Below are 17,770 nucleotides of genomic sequence, written 5' to 3'. Positions count from 1 at the left end.
CGTTCCCCCTTGTGGTTGCTAATAACTCACGTAGTTCACTGAATGAATCTTAACGGCATAAAACTATCCAATGTTTAAATAAATATAAAATACCAACCACTTACTAACGTGTTCATAGGGTTCAACATGTCAGGAATAGTTTGCGATATTGGCGCCAATCAGTATCACCTGATTTACCTGTACTGACAGGGCGCCAAGTCGTCACAGAAAAGTAGCTGTTTTACACATTAAAGACAGAGCTGAGATGATATTCCGTTTTGTTTCTTAATGACTATCATAAATACTCTCTAGCCTTTCATAGTCTCATGATTACGTTTTTTTGCACTGTAGTTTTCATCAGTTGAGTATGTTGGACAATAGCTATCATAATCATGACTATAACTATTTCAATGACTGCCAGTTTTTAATTAATAATGGAAACGCCGGGGAAAATAATAACGCATTAATGAACATACCATGCGTTATTATTTATAGAAAAATGATGACACTAATGACGTAATGGACTATTTATCCTTCACGGTAAATGGATAATACCGCCAAGATAACGCTCAAGCGCTGCGGGAAGCGCACCTTCCCTCACCCACTACCGTGTTTTAGCCAGCAATAGCAATAGCACATAGACCAGCATGGCCGCACCCAGGTTATAGAACATTCCCATCACAAAAGCATCAGCGTACTGGCCTGCTTGTGCTACCGTGCCCCCACCGGTAGTCAGCACCTCACCAAACAGAATGCCAACACCCGCCACCCCCAGCGCCGCGCCCACCTGCTGTACCGTAGAAACCACACCAGATGCCATACCAGCCTGAGTTTTATCGACAAAGCCCAGCACCACATTTAGCAACGGCGTCATGATGAATCCCTGACCGACACCGACCATAATCAGCGCGGGAATGAGTCGCACAGCAACTAACGCCGCTCCCGCCATGCTCACCTGCACGATCATCCCCCCGATGGAAAGCATATAGACCAACGCACCCACCACGATCGCATGCGTGCCAAAGCGTGACACCAGTCTCGGTGCAGCCAGCGACGCCAGCATAAAACCCAAGCTGCGGGGAGCAAAGATACTGCCCGCCACCAGAGGATCAAGACCCAGCCCGGTTTGCATCAGCAATGCAAAACATAAAAAGAAGGAACTTGACGTCGAATAAACCAGCAACACCAGCACAGCCCCCAACGCAAAACGGCGTTGCGATAGCAACTGCATATCGATAAGAGGGGTCCCACCGCGCACCCGCCGCCGTTCCTGCTGCCGGTAAAACAATGCAAGCAGCGCCATTGCTGTACAACGCTATTCCCATCCAGGGCAGAACATTGTGGCGCACGAGTTTCAGGAATGCAGCGCGCAGCACCGATGGCAAACATTCCAATAGGTACATTGATGAGAAAGATGCTGCGCCAGCTCAGTCCGAACAGATCGGCATGCACCATCCAGCCGTCTAGCACCTGACCCGCAATCGCAGACAAACCGAGCGTCATTCCTAACAGGCCAAAGGCACGGCGGCTGTTATCCCCGCTGAAATTGACACGGATGGATGCATAGACCTGAGGAAACAGCAAGGCGGCGGCCAAGCCTTACAACGCCCGCGCCCCGTTCAAAAAACCTGCGCTCGGTGCCAGACCGCATAGCACTGATGCCAGGGTGAAGCCCGCCATGCCGACAATAAACAATTTACGGCGACCAAACCGATCACCCAGTCGCCCGCCGGTGATGATCAAGACACCGAAGGCCAACTCATAGCCAGACACGATAAAACCGACCTGTGAAAAGCTCGCGTCCATCCCTGTTTGCATACTCGGGATAGCCACATTGACCACGAACAGGTCGAAGATGGTCATGAAACCGGCTAACAACAGCACGGACAACCCCAGCCACGGTGGGCCACTGGCGGCACGCTCGGACGAAAGTGTACAACAAGAATTTGTGTTCATATTGCGCTTCCAAAATCAAGAAGCGATCATTCTCAAATTCTTTTTAAACGATTACAATTTAATACCTTATGCTATTACTAAAATAACGAGATAAACAATGCGAACTCTGGAACGAACCAGCCCCGACTTGGCGGCTTTCCTCCGCACGCACCGTGAGCGCCTTTCTCCCGCCGAGGTCGGTCTACCCAGCGGTAATCGACGCCGCACGCCGGGACTCCGACGTGAGGAGGTTGCCGCGCTCGCAGGTGTTGGCCTGACCTGGTACACCTGGTTGGAACAAGAGCGTGATATCGGAGTATCGGCCAGCTTTCTCGATAATCTGGCTCGGGTGCTTAAACTGGATGCGGCCCAGCGCAGGCACCTGTATCTGTTAGCCCACGAACGCCCCCCCGCAGAACCGGGCAAAACCTGGTGTGTGCTACCGCCATTGGTGCGACGCCTGATGCACGACCTGCCACATCCGGCCTTTGTGCTCAACTTGCGCTGGGACATACTGGGCTTCAATGCTCCGGCCGATACGCTTTTCAGCTTCAGCAAGCACGCGCCCGAACGGCGCAACTTACTGTGGATGCTGTTCACCGATCCACTGCTGCGTCAACGTATGGACGCCTGGGAGGAACAAGCGCCGCTGATGCTATCGAGCTTCCGCCACGACTTCACGCGCGGCACGCAGGAAGCCGATATTCGCGAACTGGTGAATGACCTGGAGCGAGTGTCACCCGAATTCAAACACTGTGGCGGCAGCACGACGTTCATGCGTCCTGTAGCGGCGTGCGCAAGCTGGTCATAGACGGTCAGCCCACTCCCTTCGAGCACACCTCGCTAACGGTGGATTAAGACCGGCATCTACAGCTGGTGGTGTATGCACAACAACAGCCCAACGATTGAATAAAGCGGTAACGATGGCTGGAGACACAATCCATCGCACCTTGAACAGGAGTACCTCTATACAAGTCGCTTCACACGCAGTAAAATCCCCGCCTTTTTCTTGTTACCGGGAGGTATGACATGTTTATCGGCTTTGACTACGGCACGGCCAACTGTTCCGTTGCACTGATGCAAAATGGCACGCCGCGCCTGTTACCACTGGAAAACAACTCTCCCTATCTCTCATCCATGCTGTGCGCACCGACACGTGAAGCCGTCAGCGAATGGTTGTGGCGTCATCATCAAGTGGATGCCCAAGGCGAAAATGCGCAACTGCTGCGGCGCGCCATCAGCTATAACCGCGATGAAGATATTGCCGTTGACACCCACAGCGTACACTTCGGACAAGCGGCGCTGGCGCGTTATATGGATGACCCGCAAGAAGTGTGGTTCGTGAAATCCCCCAAGTCATTCTTGGGGGCGGTAGGGCTGAAACCGCAGCAGATCGCCTTTTTTGAAGATCTGGTGTGCGCCATGATGTTGCATATTCGCCAGCAGGCGGAGCTGCAGGCGGGAGATGCCATAACAGGACATTCTTGAGCGCGCAGCTACCAGCGCCGGGTTTCGTGAGATCGAATTTCAGTTTGAGCCTGTCGCCGCCGGGCTGGATTTTGAAACGACGCTACAACAGGAAACGCGGGTGCTAGTAGTCGATATCGGCGGGGGGACCACCGACTGCTCGATGCTGCTGATGGGGCCTGCGTGGCACCGCAAGAAAGAGCGCCACGACAGCCTGCTGGGACACAGCGGATGCCGTACTGGCGGCAACGATCTCGATATCCAACTGGCCTTCAAACAGTTTATGCCGCTGCTCGGCATGAATGGCATGACGGAAAAAGGCATTGCCCTGCCGACCTTGCCTTGGTGGAATGCGGTCGCCATTAACGATGTGCCGGCGCAGAGTGCTTTTTACAACAATGCAACCCGCACTTTGATCAACGAGATGATCCGCGATGCGCGTGAACCGGCACAGGTCAAACGCTTATTGAGCGTCTGGCAGCAACGCTTGAGCTACCGCTTGGTGCAACAAGCAGAAGCCTGCAAAATTGCCTTATCCGATAAGCCTTTGACATATGCTGCACTGGCGTTTATCGAAACCGCGCTAGAAACACGCGTCTCTGCTGAAGAGATGGTTCAGGCGATTGCTCAGCCTGTATCGCAGATTCAAACCCAGATTCGCCAGGCGTTGGATGACAGTGGAACACGTCCAGATGTCGTCTATCTGACCGGCGGCAGTGCGCGCTCGCCGCAATTGCGTCTGGCGGTACAACAAACATTGCCTGATGTGACTATCGCCAGCGGCGATGATTTTGGTTCCGTCGCCGCCGGATTGGCACGCTGGGCAGAATTGCTGTTTCCGCGTTAAACGGTGAGTAACGCGTGAGGTTGCTGACAACCCCACCCAAAACTCTCATCCCGCCTACTCCCAGTCATTCCCGCGAAGGCAGGAATCTCGTACAGGCTAAACGCGTTCATTCGGCCAGAGATTCCCGGCTTTCGCCGAGGGTTACAGGGAAAGTGATTTTCCCATCACTCTGACACGCCCAGAGGGGCGTGTCAGATTTCCACTTAGCCTTTTGGTTCAGTACCAGTTGCCCATTTCTGTCCAACGGGATTTGGGTGCCGGGATCGCGATCCATGCGGATCTTGCCTTGCTGCGCGCCAATTTTGTAAGTGATGTCATAGCCCAGCACTTTCTTGGATTTGTCATATACCGTCTGGCAACGCTGTTGCGTCGTGGTGTAGGTATCATTGTTCTGCATATGGCCCTGAACCTGATTGCCTGCATACCCGCCCGCCAGAGCCCCTGCGACCGTGGCAATATCCTTGCCTCGACCACCGCCGACCTTATGACCCAATACGCCACCGGCCACCGCGCCAAGCACCGACCCCGCCAGACGATTCTCATCTTGCACCGGACGACGATGGGTTACGCTGACATCACGGCACTCCTGACGCGGTGTTTTCACCGTTTCTTTAATGGGTGTTGCCGAAATAACCTGAGCAAACTGCGGCTCGGGTGAAAAGACCTCCATGCTGGCTACCGCCGCTACGCCTAGAGCAGCAGCCACACCGATACCCACCCCCGCTAACATGGATTTGTTCACAGAAACCTCCTGAATGACCGCTCGCACCTGCTTTATTCGCTGTATCCATGGGCGTCAGAGGATAGTGCCCTTAACGTCGGTACCAGCCATTACGGCGTGCGTTGTTTCGTTGATAACTGGCAAAAGTGTGCATTCGAAGAGAAAAAGTGACAATCAGATTAGTTAACCAAAAGCGTAGATGTTAATAAAATGCGGTTATTTGGGATTTTTCTTAGGGGGTAATTGGCGTTAAGGCGAGATGTTATTCTGAGAGTGGAAAAGCGCTAAATTCTAGCCCTTCAGGACCGGGCAACGTGCCACCACAACCGGCAGCACGTTGTAGAACCCCGTCGGTTAATGCATTTTCAAGCGCGGACGAATCACGCGGTTAATACCGCCCACCAGCATCATCAACCCGGTTTTGGTGTAGCCGTGCAAGGCAATCTGGTGCATACGGTACAGTGATATATACACCGCACGCGCAATGCGTCCTTCCACCATCACCGATCCACGCATCAGGTTACCCATCAGACTGCCGCCGGTGCTGAATTTAGACAGCGACACCAACGAACCGTGATCCTTGTAAACATAAGGCTTCAGCGCCTGGCCATTGAGCTGGGCGAGGATATTGTGATAGCAACGTGTCGCCATCTGGTGCGCCGCCTGGGCACGCGGCGGGACAACGCTGCCGCTGGGTTGCAGGCACGATGCGCAGTCGCCGATGGCATAGGTATTCGGATCGCGCGTGGTTTGCAGCGTCGGTTCCACCACCAGTTGATTGATGCGGTTGGTTTCCAGACCGGCAATCTCTTTCATGGCATCGGGTGCTTTAATCCCAGCGGCCCACACCATCAAATCGGCTTCGATAAACTCGCCCTCTTTGGTGTGTAAACCACCGGGTTTCGCTTCCGTGACCATCGTTTTGGTCAGAACACGTACACCGATATTGGTCAACTCCTGATGTGCTGTGGCAGAAATGCGCGGCGGCAACGCGGGCAAAATGCGCTCCCCGGCTTCTACCAGCGTGACGTTCAGTGCCTGATTATCCAGCCCGTCAAAACCGTAGCTGTGCAGTTGCTTCACCGCATTATGCAGTTCTGCGGAGAGTTCCACTCCAGTTGCACCGCCGCCGACGATAGCAATGTTGACCTTTTCCTTGTCGTCATTAGCGTTTGAGGTAAATTTCAGGAACAGGTTTAGCATTTCATTGTGGAAACGGCGCGCCTGTTTGGGGCTGTCGAGAAAAATACAATTGTCTTTAACGCCTGTGGTGCCGAAATCGTTGGAGATACTGCCTAGCGCGATCACCAGAATGTCATAGGGCAGCGAACGTTCAGCTACCAGCATTTCACCCTGATCGTTATCGATTTCGGCCAGTCGAATACATTGACTGTCACGATCGATTCCATCAGCGTGCCTAACTGAAAATGGAAGCCATGGTTGCGCGCATGTGCCAGATAGCTCAGCGCGTCAATGTCATCATCCATCGAACCTGTTGCCACTTAGTGCAGCAGCGGTTTACATAAATGACTTTGATTACGATCAACCAAGGTGATCTCAGCTTTGCTTTTACGCCCCAGCTTATGGCCCAGGCTGGTGGCTAATTCCAAACCGCCGGCACCACCGCCGACAATAACAATTTTTTTAAGTGCTGATGTCAAAACGACCACTTGATTGTTAACCAATAGTTAATAAGGCGTAAAAAAATAATATCCTTATATTACATATGGTTCTCATAAGTTAAATGCCAAATCTGTGGGAAGAATAGCACGTCAGGTCATTTGATCATACCAAAATTGATATATCAATTTATTTTTTATCCGCTTGATTCGCGGCAAAAAATTTCCTTTTGAATTCATCAAATTATTTTGCAGGTGCTGATATCAGTATAGGACACACGACGTTAGACGAGGAACATCAAACGCCGTGGCAGGGAAAAAGGTGGGGGTAGAGTTGTTATCGATTAACCGAGCGTTTTAAACGCTTTAATGCGCTGAAGATGCGGCGAGATACTCTTGAATTTATGCGTCTGGATGTCGTCCCAAATGACTTCATAGAGCGATCCCAACAATGCGGCACTGCGCTGGCTATCGAGAATTTCATCGTTGCGCGACAGCACAGTCAGACAGCGGTCGCGATTCTTCTCACAGAAATTAGCGACACACTTGGTGGCAATGTCCGCATACTCTTCGGGCCTGTCGATTTTTCCTGCCATGTTCTCTTGCGGGAACAGATTTGGATTAAAAATGACCTGGCGAATATCACATAAAAAGCCGATACGTTCGGCCCAAAAGCCGCCCAGCCCTACACCGCAAATCAGCGGCCGCTCGTCCTGCGCACGCTGGATCAGCTTGTCGACTTGTTTGAGCAAATGTTGCATATCATGCCGTGGATGAAGCGTACTATAACTCGGCAGCTCAACGTCCTGGTCAATAAACTGCAACTGCAACACTTTTTCATGGTTGCCAGGGCTAGTGGAATCAAAGCCATGCAAGTAGATAATCATCTGAATCTCATCCTCCGGATACGACCAACGCCAGACGTCACCGCCTATCACAACAAGCAAACGCTTTTTTGATAATACACCTGATGGATTGTGCCTGCATTGAGCGATGACAGGTTATCTGGCACACAGTGCCTAGATTATTCGCCCGGATTACGTGTTTAGCCCAAGAGCACGACGCGATGCCGAACCTGCCGCTAAAAACGCCGTTTGTCCCGCTTGATGCCAGCACACCTCACACCACATCAGAATAAGATAATCGGCCCAGGGCAGCCACTGTTGAACCGATGTGTTCAACGCCTGCGCGCACAAACCGGGCCGCTGCTGCTGGTAGGTTCGCAGCAAGCGCCGTTGCGACTCAACGTCAAGCCCATTGCCACGCACCAACAGCGCCAGTTCCAGTCCAATATCTCCATCGGCGGCGTATTCCCAATCGATAAGCAGCAGCGCCCCCTGCGGCGTGATCAACACATTCTCGCTATGTACGTCTAGATGCAACGGTGCCCACGCGAGCAAGTCAGGCTGCGCAATACGCTGAAAATGGTGGTGCCAGCGCAGTAACGCTGGCGAGCGTCGACGCGGATCCATATTTTGCCAATGATGGATAAACTGCGCCGGTAAATTCAAACGAAAGCCACAACACGGCTGGCAGTGAAGCTGGCTGAGCAGTTGTGCCAGCGATCCGTTTTCCAATAAGCCTGAAAAATCCTGCGCAGACACCGTAGCCCCTGCGGCCCATTCCACGATGAGACAACCGTCGCGGTAGACAACTGGCTTAGGAGCCAACTGCCGTGCAGAGAGTTAGCGTAACACCCGGTATTCACGTTGCCTGAATACGCCCAACTGCGCCGCCTCGGTGGTTTGTGGCCGCGCTAGCAATTGACGATCGCCCACGCGAACGCGCCAACAGCCGCGTCCCGAACCGTTCACAGCTTAGAAATGAAAACCAGCGGTATCAACCGCCGGAAAGTGTTGCGCAAGCAGACGTTCAAGAACCAATTTACTGTTGGACGGCACCATTTCCCGACCACACGATTTCACCGGTTTGCACCAGCATCAGCTGCATGTCCAACTGTGGGGTTTTCACATCACCGCTTACATCGCTGTAGAGCACATACTGCGCGCTCACGTAGCGCGCCAGGCCAATCGCCTTAGTGCGCGAGCCCAGACTGTCCTCTGCTGATAACCCCAACGTCTGTTTCGCCACGGCCACCTGTTCACATGGCACCAGCGTGAACGCGTTGCCGTTCGCCAGCGCATCATAAATCGCCGCTGTCGCCTTCGCGACCGGCAGTGAGCCGTTGGTGTTGTTCTTCACTCTGTCAATCAGCAGGATACTGCCAGGTGCTACGCCGCTGGCCTGTCGCATTTGTGCCACTAAGGGCCCGACGCTTCCTTCCCAGTTCAGGGTTTGAATTTTCGGAGGCGTAGGCACCGGCTGCCCCGGCGGCGGCGTGACCACTTCCGACTGTGACGGTTGCACCGGTTCGATCTGCGCCGGTGGCTGTTGCTCTGGCGGACGGGTCATACAACCGGTCAACACCATCGCCCCGAAAAGCAGCACAAGATACTTTTTCATGCGTTCCTCTCTAAACACTTTTACAGAAACAGATGGAGGCGGACTTGCTGAACATTCTGCCCCTCGTGCGCGCCAGAAATACGCACTTCGCTCTGCGCCTGAACCAGAACGCTGCGCACATCGTCATAAGGCAGCACATCCAACCCTCTTTCCGTCATACCAGTAGAAGCGGTACTACACCGTCACCGCCTGGGATGACGTATTGCGCAGTACCGCCCAAGCACTTCCGCCCTCACTGCGCGTGGTCAGAGCAGGTTTTGATGCCGTAATCCCAGTGTACAGTAGAGAGGCATCAAGCACTAACGTTTGCCGCTCATTGATGGTCAACACGGGGGGCTGGAACACGCGACGGCCCCCAAGACAGCAGATAACAGGCCGCGCACAATCTGGAAGTTCATGAAGTTAGTCCGACAACAATGGCCCCAGAGGACGTCCACCCAGCAGGTGCATATGAATATGATAGACCTCCTGGCCGCCATGGCGATTGCAATTAACGATCAGACGATAACCGTCTTCATCAATGCCATCGTCGCGCGCAATCTTGCTGGCGACGATGAACAATCTTCCCAGTGCCTGTTCGTGCTCAGGCAAAACATCGTTTACGGTCGGAATCAATACGTTAGGCACGATCAAAACGTGCGTTGGCGTGCGAGGCGCGATGTCACGAAAGGCCGTCACCAGTTTATCCTGATAGACGATGTCGGAAGGAATTTCCCGGCGGATAATTTTACTGAAAATGGTTTCTTCAGCCATGTTTGAGTTCCTTATAAACGTGTAACGCCGAATGGTTACGGCAGTATGAGTGACACTTTCGGTTGCTTTCAACCTTCTTTCTGTTTTTTCTTGTTCAGATGTTTGAATTGCGGCTTTTTCACCACAGGTTAGCGCCCAATAAAAAAAGGAGCTTACGCTCCCTTTATCACTCCCCGAACAACGAATCAGTGATTACGGATGTAATCATCCATATCCGTTTTCAGGTTGTCAGATTTAGTACCAAAAATTGCCTGTACACCGGAGCCCGCAACAACAACGCCAGCTGCACCCAGTTTTTTGAGGCCTGCCTGATCCACTTTGGCGACATCACCGACGCTCACGCGCAGACGCGTAATACAGGCATCCAGATTGGTAATGTTTTCTTTGCCACCAAAGGCAGTCACCAGCGCAGCCGCCATTTCATTATTGTTCTGCGCAGACTGTTCAGAGGTGCTCTCTTCGCGGCCCGGCGTTTTCAGGTTCAGTTTGGCAATCAGTACACGGAAGATGGTGTAGTAAGCCAGCGCGTAGCGCAGGCCAACGATCGCGAACAGCCACAGATTGCTGCCGTTGCCGCTCAGTACTACGAAGTCAATCAAACCGTGGGAGAAACTGGTGCCATCGCGCATGCCCAGCAGGATACAGATGGGGAACGCCAGGCCCGCCAGAATGGCATGGATCACGTAGAGGATCGGTGCCACAAACAGGAAGGAGAACTCAATCGGTTCAGTGATCCCAGTCAGGAACGAGGTCAATGCCGCAGAGAGCATAATGCCCGCGATTTTCCGGCTTGGCGGAATGCCAAATGGCAATCGCCGCCGCCGGCAGATCGTACATTTTGAACAGTAAGCCACCCGCCAGTTTACCCGCAGTCGGGTCACCGGCCATGTAACGAGGGATGTCACCGTGGAACACCTGGCCCGCCGCGTTGGTGAATTCACCGATCTGCATCTGGAACGGCACATTCCAGATATGGTGCAAGCCAAACGGCACCAACGAGTGCTCAACAATACCGTACAGGCCAAATGCCAGTACCGGGTTCTGGTAGCAGCCCAGTGTGAGAACGTTTGGATTGCGGTCCCTACCGGTGGCCATATAAAGGAGAGCACCACACCGGTGATAATCGCTGTCAGACCAGAGATGATCGGCACAAAGCGTTTAACGGCAAAAAAGCCCAGGTGTTCTGGCAACTGGATACGGTAGAAACGGTTAAACATGTAGGCCGCAATCGCACCAGCGATGATCCCACCGAGCACCCAGGTATCCGCCAGGTGTTCTTTGATGATCACCTCAGGCGGCAGTTGCAGCACGAGTGGAGCCACCGCTGCCATCGTCTTCACCATAATGCCGTAGGCAACAACGGCCGCCAGCGCGGAAACCCCATCATTATGGGTAAAATAGAGGGCAACGCCGATGGCAAAAATCAGTGGCATATTGGCAAATACGGAGTCACCCGCTTGAGACGATGGCCGGCAGCCAGCTGAAGTTGGCCGATCCGACACCCAGCAGGATACCTGCAATGGGCAGTACGGAAACAGGCAGCATCAGCGACTTACCTACTTTTTGCAGGTTGGCAAATGCATTCTTGAACATAATTGAGTGTGCTCCTGAGTAATAGTGCTTTTACGGCGTTATAGCAACAAAAGACGGGGAGGATACCATTTGTTATTTGAGGGATTTATCCCTCTTTTAATTTTTACGCAGAGTAAAATAAATGGGTCATTCAATGTTTGACTACTATCACGTTTCATTGCGCCAACAGGTCGAGTAGCGCACAAAATCGCTATTTATGTACGTAACAGACGGGCAGAACCTCTGTCACTGGTGGCGAAACCACCAACCAGCGCACAGATGAGCGTCAATTAACTACGCAGCACAAAAAAACTCGGCCATTTTAAACACTAAACGGCGGCGGTCAACCGCTGTGAATCGATGTGGAACAGGCGGGAAAAATTCTCTGTGGTAGCCGCTGCTAATTGTGCAATATCAACACCTTTTAGCACGGAAAGATACTCGGCAACATCGCGCACGTAGGCAGGCTGGTTCTCTTTACCACGAAACGGCACCGGGGCCAACCAAGGGGAATCGGTTTCAACCAGCAGGCGATCCAGTGAAACAAACCGGGCAACGTCACGAAGTTCGTCTGCATTACGAAACGTCACAATACCTGAAAACGAGATATAGAACCCCATATTCAGCAGCGTGTGCACCGTGGCAATATCCTCAGTGAAGCACGCCACCACAGCGCTCAACTCCCTCTTCTTTCAGAACATCAAGGGTATCCTGACGTGCCGAGCGGGTATGCACGATAACCGGCTTGTTTAACTCACAGCCGACGCGAATGTGTTCGCGAAAGGAATCACGCTGTTGCGCCTGTGTTTCCGGCTGATAGTGGTAATCGAGGCCGGTTTCACCCATCACCACCACGAGTGGATCAGCAGCCAGTTGGCGTAGCTCAGCATAATCATACGGTGCGTCCTGATTGATAGGATGCACACCGCAAGAATAAGCCACTCCCGGGCGATCGCCGATCAGTTCACGCATGGTGCGATAACCGGGCAGCGTGGTTGCCACCGCCAGCACAAAGCCTACGTCACGCGCCCGCGCTTTGGTCAACACATCAGACACATCTTTATGCAGAGATTGATAATCCAGACCATCAAGGTGGCAGTGCGAATCCACTAATAACATGCTATTTACTCAACGCTTATCAAACAGAGAAAGAAGGGAGAGAATTCAGGTTTGCCGTTTGGAACCGTTGTTCCCATTCCAGCAACACATCGGCCAACAGGAGTTCACGGTTTACGCCTGTCACCGTCAGGAGCTGATGACGGCAACGCAGCCAACGAGCAAGCACGGCGTCTATTTCCGTAGCGGGTAACTGGCTAGCTAACAGCGCTATCAGCGCATCCTGATCGAGGTTAACGCGCGCGCGCGCGGCTCCACGCTGTATTTTTAACGCATCCAGTAGCAGCGAGGAAAGCCAGTGAAGACGCTCCGATGCGTCATCGTGGTTCAGTTGCGGCAACAGCGAATAAAACGCACGCGCTGACACCGCGTTTGCCAGCGCCTGACATAATGTCGTGCGCTGGCGTGCGGTATCATCTTGCAGCAGGTGCTCAGCCGCCAGCGGCGCACCGGCCTGCAAACGCAGCGCGGTTTGCAGCGCCTGCTCAGACGCAGGGTGTCGTTTATTGAGCCAAACAACGCTTTGTGCTTCGTCAGGCGTAGGCAGATAAAGGTGTAGGCAGCGGCTGCGCAGCGTAGCCAGCAAACGTGTTGGCTCATGACAACCCAGCAAAAAATAGGTCGCTTCTGGCGGTTCTTCCAGGGTTTTTAACAACGCGTTGGCCGCCGCTTCAGTCAACTGCTCACTGTTTTCAATCCATACCAGCTTGGCACCACCCTGCCGTGAACGCTGATAGAGGTTTTCCAATACGCTGCGTATCGCATCAACCCCTAACGTCTGTTTGCCATTTTCCGGGCTGAGGGAATACCAGTCCGGGTGCGTACCTGCCATCATCAATTTACAGGAATGGCATTCGCCGCAGCTTTTCATGCCCTCTGGCTTCTGGCACAGCACGCGTCTTGATAACGCATACACCAGCGATTCGCGTCCCATACCCGGCAACGCGTGCATCAGCACCGCGTGGTGCGCTCGCCCCTCCTGATATCCCTCAATCAGTTGCCGATAGGGCCCATTCAGCCAGGGATACCATTCCATACTTAGCGCTCCTGTACCGACAACGGTGCAGCATCTTGTGCCTGTTGCTGACCAAGCCACTGCACCAGAGCGGCTTCAATATCCGCAATCACCTTGTCCAACGGTTGTGAGGCATCAATGGTAACGATGGTGGCATCGGTGGCAGCCAGCGCCTGATAACGTGCACGGGTACGGGCGAAGAAATCCAATGATTCCTGCTCAATGCGGTCGAGTGCACCGCGCTGGCGTGCACGCGCCAACCCCTGCTCCGGCGGAATATCAAGGTACAAAGTAAGATCGGGACGAAATGTGCCCAGCACGGTATCACGCAGTGACTGCATGAGCTGTTGATCCATACCGCGCCCGCCGCCCTGATAAGCCTGCAAGGAGAGATCGTGGCGATCGCCAATCACCCAGGGACCCCGCGCCAAGGCGGGTTTTATGACATTTTCCACCAGCTGTACGCGCGCAGCATAGAGCATCAATAATTCAGCTTTATCCGTGATTCTCTCGTCGTCGGCCCCCTGTTTTATCAGGTCACGTAGCCGCTCGGCCAATGGCGTACCGCCCGGTTCTCGGGTAAAAACCACATCCTGCACGCCGTGCGTCCGCAAGGTCGCTAATACGGTGTTCTGCGCACTTGTTTTACCTGCGCCTTCCAATCCTTCAATCACGATAAATTTACTGTTCATCCCGGTCCTTCAGCGTTGAGCGGTAAGCGCGCACTGCACGATTATGATCGGCAAGGTTGGTCGTGAAACGGTGCCCCCCCTTCCCGTCCGCCACAAAATAAAGATAATCTGTTTTTGCCGGATGCGCGGCGGCTTCAAGTGCAGCTCGGCTCGGCATGGCGATTGGCGTCGGCGGCAACCCGGCAATCACATAGGTATTATACGGCGTGTCGGTGTCCAGTGCGCTACGCGTTATCACACCACGATAATCCTCACCCATACCATAAATCACGGTAGGATCGGTTTGCAGACGCATGCCTGCGCGTAGACGATTTACAAACACCGACGCGACCTGAGGGCGCTCCTCTTTAACTGCCGTCTCTTTTTCTACGATGGAGGCCATGGTCAGAAGTTCCTCCGGCGACGCATAGGGCAACCCTGTCTCGCGGTTTTTCCACACTCCGTCTACCACATTACGCATACGATGATGCGCACGCAGCAGCAGATCGCTGTCGCGTGTGCCTGCGGTGTAAAGGTAAGTGTCAGGGTAGAGCCAGCCTTCCGGGTTCTCCGCCTCTTTAATGTCCAGCAGTACAGCAATCTCTTGCGGCGTTTTATCCTGTACGCTGTGCGTCAGGTAGGGTGCGGTTTTCAACGTTTCTAGCCAGTCACGCAGCCGCGATCCTTCGACAAAACGAATAAAGAACTGCGCCTCTTTGCCGCTCGCCAGCAACGCCAGCATCTCCCGTACCGTCATACCCGGCATCAGGCGATAGGTGCCCGCTTTGAACTTTGCCAATTCGGGCTCCACGCGCAGCAGCCACTGAAACAGCACCGTTGGAGGGATCACCTGCTGTTCTGTCAGCGAGTTTTCCAGCCCTTCTCTGCCGGTTCCGGCCGGGAGGGTGAAAATGGTCTCCTGTTCAATCAACAGCGGCGAGCGGGCAAACTGTTGCAGGTTATGCCATGCAGCGCCGAGTGCCGAGGCGAGTACCATCACCACCAGAAGGGAAAATAGCGTTTTCTTTCTTTTCATCATTCAACCATCGACTAACCGTTAGGGCTCAGTAGTTGGTACAACGCCCTGGAGCGATAACACCAGGTATCAATTTGATTGACCGGAAGCACCGGCATCAATGCATTACAAACAAACACCTCATCAGCATCGGCGAGCGTCGTCACAGTTTCACGCACTAGCTGTAGCCGATAATCGGGATACTGGGCCAAGCGGGTCATCACCTGCTGACGAGCCACACCGCCCACACCCGCGAGTGACAAATCCGGCGTAAATACCTGATAGCCCTTGCGCCAAAACAAATTAGCCGCACAGCATCCCACCAGGCAGCCCCCAGTGTCAAGCACAACCACGTCATCGACACCTTGCGCTTCCATCTCCTGGCGTATCAGGATCTGCTCCAGACGATTCAGGTGTTTAATGCCCGCCAATCGCGGATTGCGCCCCAACGTGACCGGACTGATGCCAAGAGAGATACCCTGCTTGCGCCATTCGGTGTATTGAGCAGGATAACGCGTCTGCATGACTATACGTGTCGGTTCGCCACAAGACAGCGTGCTATAACCTCGTCCGCCACTACCACGGGTTACGATGGTTTTCACTACGCCTTGCTCCACGCCCTGCGCCGCCCGCTCCATTTCGGCTTGCAGTCTATCCCATGCCGCAAACGGAATATGCAAACGCGCAGTGTCCTGAAGTAACCGCGCCATATGCAATGGCAACCACACGATCTTGCCTTCCAGCACGCGTGCGGTGGTGAAGCACCCGTCACCATACTGGAGGCCACGATCGGTAACGGCTATCTGCTCTTGCGCCTGGCCATTTATCCAAAACATACGCTGTCCTCACCCAACAGGTTCATGAACGCCGATGCCAACAACGCCAAGGGTAGTGGCAACAGCATGACGTTCAGAGTGCCAGTAACCCATGACGGCAACAAGTGGCGCGTTCTGAATTATGCCCTGTCCACGATGGTGAGTGACAGGCAAAAAACCCGGTTGCCCGGGCTTTTAGCGGTATCGCTGCGCCATTACACGCGGCGGAACACCAGTGAACCGTTAGTGCCGCCAAAACCGAAGGAGTTACACAGTGTGTATTCCATATCGGAAACCTGACGTGCTTCATGCGGTACAAAATCCAGGTCGCAACCTGCGTCCGGGTTATCCAGATTGATGGTCGGCGGAACAGCCTGATCGCGCAGCGCCAGCGCCGTGAAGATAGATTCCACAGCACCCGCAGCCCCTAACAGGTGGCCGGTCATGGATTTGGTTGAGCTCACCATTACGCGGCTCGCTTGTTCACCAAACACGGATTTGACTGCGTGCGTTTCCGCCAGATCACCCGCTGGCGTAGAGGTACCATGCGCGTTGATATACCCAATCTGGGCCGGGGGGTAATACCTGCATCGCGCAGGGCATTTTGCATCGCCAACGCAGCGCCAGCGCCATTTTCCGGCGGTGACGTCATGTGATAAGCATCGCTGCTCATGCCGAAGCCAACGATTTCGGCGTAAATTTTCGCGCCACGTTTCTTCGCATGTTCATACTCTTCCAGCACCATGATCCCGGCACCGTCACCCAGCACAAAACCATCACGATCTTTATCCCACGGACGGCTTGCCGCCTGAGGATTGTCGTTACGTGTGGAAAGTGCACGGGCTGCGCCAAATCCACCAACGCCCAGAGGCGTACTGGCTTTTTCCGCGCCTCCAGCCAGCATAATATCTGCATCGTTGTAAGCAATGATGCGCGCCGCATGGCCTATATTATGCACGCCAGAAGTACAGGCAGTGGCAATGGAAATACTCGGAGCACGCAGTCCGAACATGATGCTCAGATGCCCAGCAACCATGTTAACAATGGTGGAAGGGACAAAGAACGGACTGATTTTACGCGGACCGCCGTTCACCAGTGAACTGTGGTTCTCTTCAATGAGCCCCAAGCCACCAATGCCGGAACCGATCGCCGCACCGAAGCGCGTCGCGTTTTCTTCCGTCACTTCAATACCGGAATCACGCATGGCATTAATGCCAGCAGCAATACCGTATTGGATAAAGGCATCCATATTGCGTGCTTCTTTGCGCGAGATGAAATCCTCACTATTGAAATCCTTTACTAAGCCAGCAAAAAGGGTTGCATAGGCAGTAGTATCGAAATGGTCGATCAGGCTGATGCCACTCTGACCGGCAAGAAGAGCACTCCAGGTGGACTCAACTGTATTGCCGACAGGAGTTAACATGCGCAGTCCGGTCACAACTACACGACGCTTAGACACGCTTGTCCTCCAGGGAGGGAAATATGACACTGCGGGACAAAGAAAACTTAGGCGGTCGAGTGACCGCCTAGATATGTTCGCTTACTGCTGGTTAGCCTGAATAAAATCAATGGCTGCCTGAACAGTTGTGATTTTTTCTGCTTCTTCGTCTGGAATTTCAGTATCAAATTCTTCTTCCAGCGCCATTACCAGTTCAACGGTGTCAAGAGAATCAGCGCCGAGGTCATCAACGAAGGAAGCGTTGTTAACCACTTCTTCCGGTTTAACACCAAGCTGTTCAACGATGATTTTCTTAACGCGTTCTTCGATAGTGCTCATATTCT

12 protein-coding genes and 8 pseudogenes are annotated in these 17,770 nt (G+C 53.5%); 2 read left to right on the top strand and 18 right to left on the bottom strand.

What is annotated here, in order from left to right; genetic code table 11:
• Positions 1-583 precede the first annotated feature (583 nt).
• A pseudogene (locus JZM30_RS14200) lies at positions 584-1,935 on the bottom strand (MFS transporter).
• A gap of 97 nt (positions 1,936-2,032) precedes the next feature.
• Between JZM30_RS14200 and JZM30_RS14195 the strand changes: the two are divergent.
• Positions 2,033-2,772, top strand: a pseudogene (locus JZM30_RS14195) (helix-turn-helix transcriptional regulator).
• A gap of 171 nt (positions 2,773-2,943) precedes the next feature.
• A pseudogene (gene yegD, locus JZM30_RS14190) lies at positions 2,944-4,228 on the top strand (molecular chaperone).
• A 205-nt stretch (positions 4,229-4,433) separates the two neighbouring features.
• Here the strand turns inward: yegD and JZM30_RS14185 are convergent.
• The 17 genes and pseudogenes from JZM30_RS14185 to acpP form a co-directional block, all read right to left on the bottom strand.
• Positions 4,434-4,970, bottom strand: a pseudogene (locus JZM30_RS14185) (glycine zipper 2TM domain-containing protein); the annotation flags it as partial.
• A gap of 333 nt (positions 4,971-5,303) precedes the next feature.
• Positions 5,304-6,436, bottom strand: a pseudogene (locus JZM30_RS14180) (NAD(P)/FAD-dependent oxidoreductase).
• A 15-nt stretch (positions 6,437-6,451) separates the two neighbouring features.
• On the bottom strand, positions 6,452-6,610 hold the full coding sequence (locus tag JZM30_RS24345) for an NAD-binding protein (protein ID WP_368858840.1): 159 nt from the start codon (positions 6,608-6,610) through the stop codon (positions 6,452-6,454).
• A 302-nt stretch (positions 6,611-6,912) separates the two neighbouring features.
• Positions 6,913-7,455 (bottom strand): alpha/beta hydrolase YcfP, encoded by a 543-nt coding sequence (gene ycfP, locus JZM30_RS14175; protein ID WP_252319487.1) that lies wholly within the window; start codon positions 7,453-7,455, stop codon positions 6,913-6,915.
• Positions 7,456-7,605: 150 nt separating this feature from the next.
• Positions 7,606-8,196, bottom strand: a complete 591-nt coding sequence (locus tag JZM30_RS14170) for a phosphotransferase (RefSeq protein WP_252319485.1) — start codon at positions 8,194-8,196, stop codon at positions 7,606-7,608.
• A gap of 256 nt (positions 8,197-8,452) precedes the next feature.
• Positions 8,453-9,031: a penicillin-binding protein activator LpoB gene (gene lpoB, locus JZM30_RS14165; RefSeq protein ID WP_252319483.1), complete on the bottom strand. Its 579-nt coding sequence runs from the start codon at positions 9,029-9,031 to the stop codon at positions 8,453-8,455.
• Positions 9,032-9,051: 20 nt separating this feature from the next.
• Entirely contained in the window at positions 9,052-9,189 is a 138-nt protein-coding gene (locus JZM30_RS14160) for a hypothetical protein (protein ID WP_252319481.1), read from the bottom strand.
• 16 nt (positions 9,190-9,205) lie between these two features.
• On the bottom strand, positions 9,206-9,376 hold the full coding sequence (locus tag JZM30_RS14155) for a putative periplasmic lipoprotein (RefSeq protein WP_252319479.1): 171 nt from the start codon (positions 9,374-9,376) through the stop codon (positions 9,206-9,208).
• Positions 9,377-9,433: 57 nt separating this feature from the next.
• A complete protein-coding gene (hinT, locus tag JZM30_RS14150) occupies positions 9,434-9,784 on the bottom strand; it encodes a purine nucleoside phosphoramidase (protein WP_252319477.1) in 351 nt (116 codons plus the stop codon).
• Between the two features lie 185 nt (positions 9,785-9,969).
• Positions 9,970-11,377, bottom strand: a pseudogene (gene ptsG / locus JZM30_RS14145) (PTS glucose transporter subunit IIBC).
• Between the two features lie 308 nt (positions 11,378-11,685).
• A pseudogene (locus JZM30_RS14140) lies at positions 11,686-12,475 on the bottom strand (metal-dependent hydrolase).
• Positions 12,476-12,494: 19 nt separating this feature from the next.
• Positions 12,495-13,508, bottom strand: coding sequence for a DNA polymerase III subunit delta' (gene holB / locus JZM30_RS14135; protein WP_252319475.1), 1,014 nt, complete (start codon positions 13,506-13,508; stop codon positions 12,495-12,497).
• A gap of 2 nt (positions 13,509-13,510) precedes the next feature.
• Positions 13,511-14,179 (bottom strand): dTMP kinase, encoded by a 669-nt coding sequence (gene tmk / locus JZM30_RS14130; RefSeq protein ID WP_252319473.1) that lies wholly within the window; start codon positions 14,177-14,179, stop codon positions 13,511-13,513.
• Positions 14,169-15,194 (bottom strand): endolytic transglycosylase MltG, encoded by a 1,026-nt coding sequence (gene mltG / locus JZM30_RS14125; RefSeq protein WP_252319682.1) that lies wholly within the window; start codon positions 15,192-15,194, stop codon positions 14,169-14,171. The genes tmk and mltG overlap by 11 nt, the downstream gene beginning before the upstream one ends.
• 14 nt (positions 15,195-15,208) lie before the next feature.
• Positions 15,209-16,009: an aminodeoxychorismate lyase gene (gene pabC, locus JZM30_RS14120; RefSeq protein ID WP_252319471.1), complete on the bottom strand. Its 801-nt coding sequence runs from the start codon at positions 16,007-16,009 to the stop codon at positions 15,209-15,211.
• Between the two features lie 194 nt (positions 16,010-16,203).
• Positions 16,204-17,447: pseudogene (fabF, locus tag JZM30_RS14115) on the bottom strand (beta-ketoacyl-ACP synthase II).
• An 81-nt stretch (positions 17,448-17,528) separates the two neighbouring features.
• Positions 17,529-17,765: an acyl carrier protein gene (acpP, locus tag JZM30_RS14110; protein WP_012765204.1), complete on the bottom strand. Its 237-nt coding sequence runs from the start codon at positions 17,763-17,765 to the stop codon at positions 17,529-17,531.
• Positions 17,766-17,770: the final 5 nt, after the last annotated feature.

This window comes from Candidatus Symbiopectobacterium endolongispinus (assembly GCF_018777385.1).
Taxonomy (GTDB): Bacteria; Pseudomonadota; Gammaproteobacteria; order Enterobacterales; family Enterobacteriaceae; genus Symbiopectobacterium; species Symbiopectobacterium endolongispinus.
The sequence above is the reverse complement of the archived record's forward strand: the minus strand, read 5'-3'. Positions and strand labels throughout refer to the sequence as shown.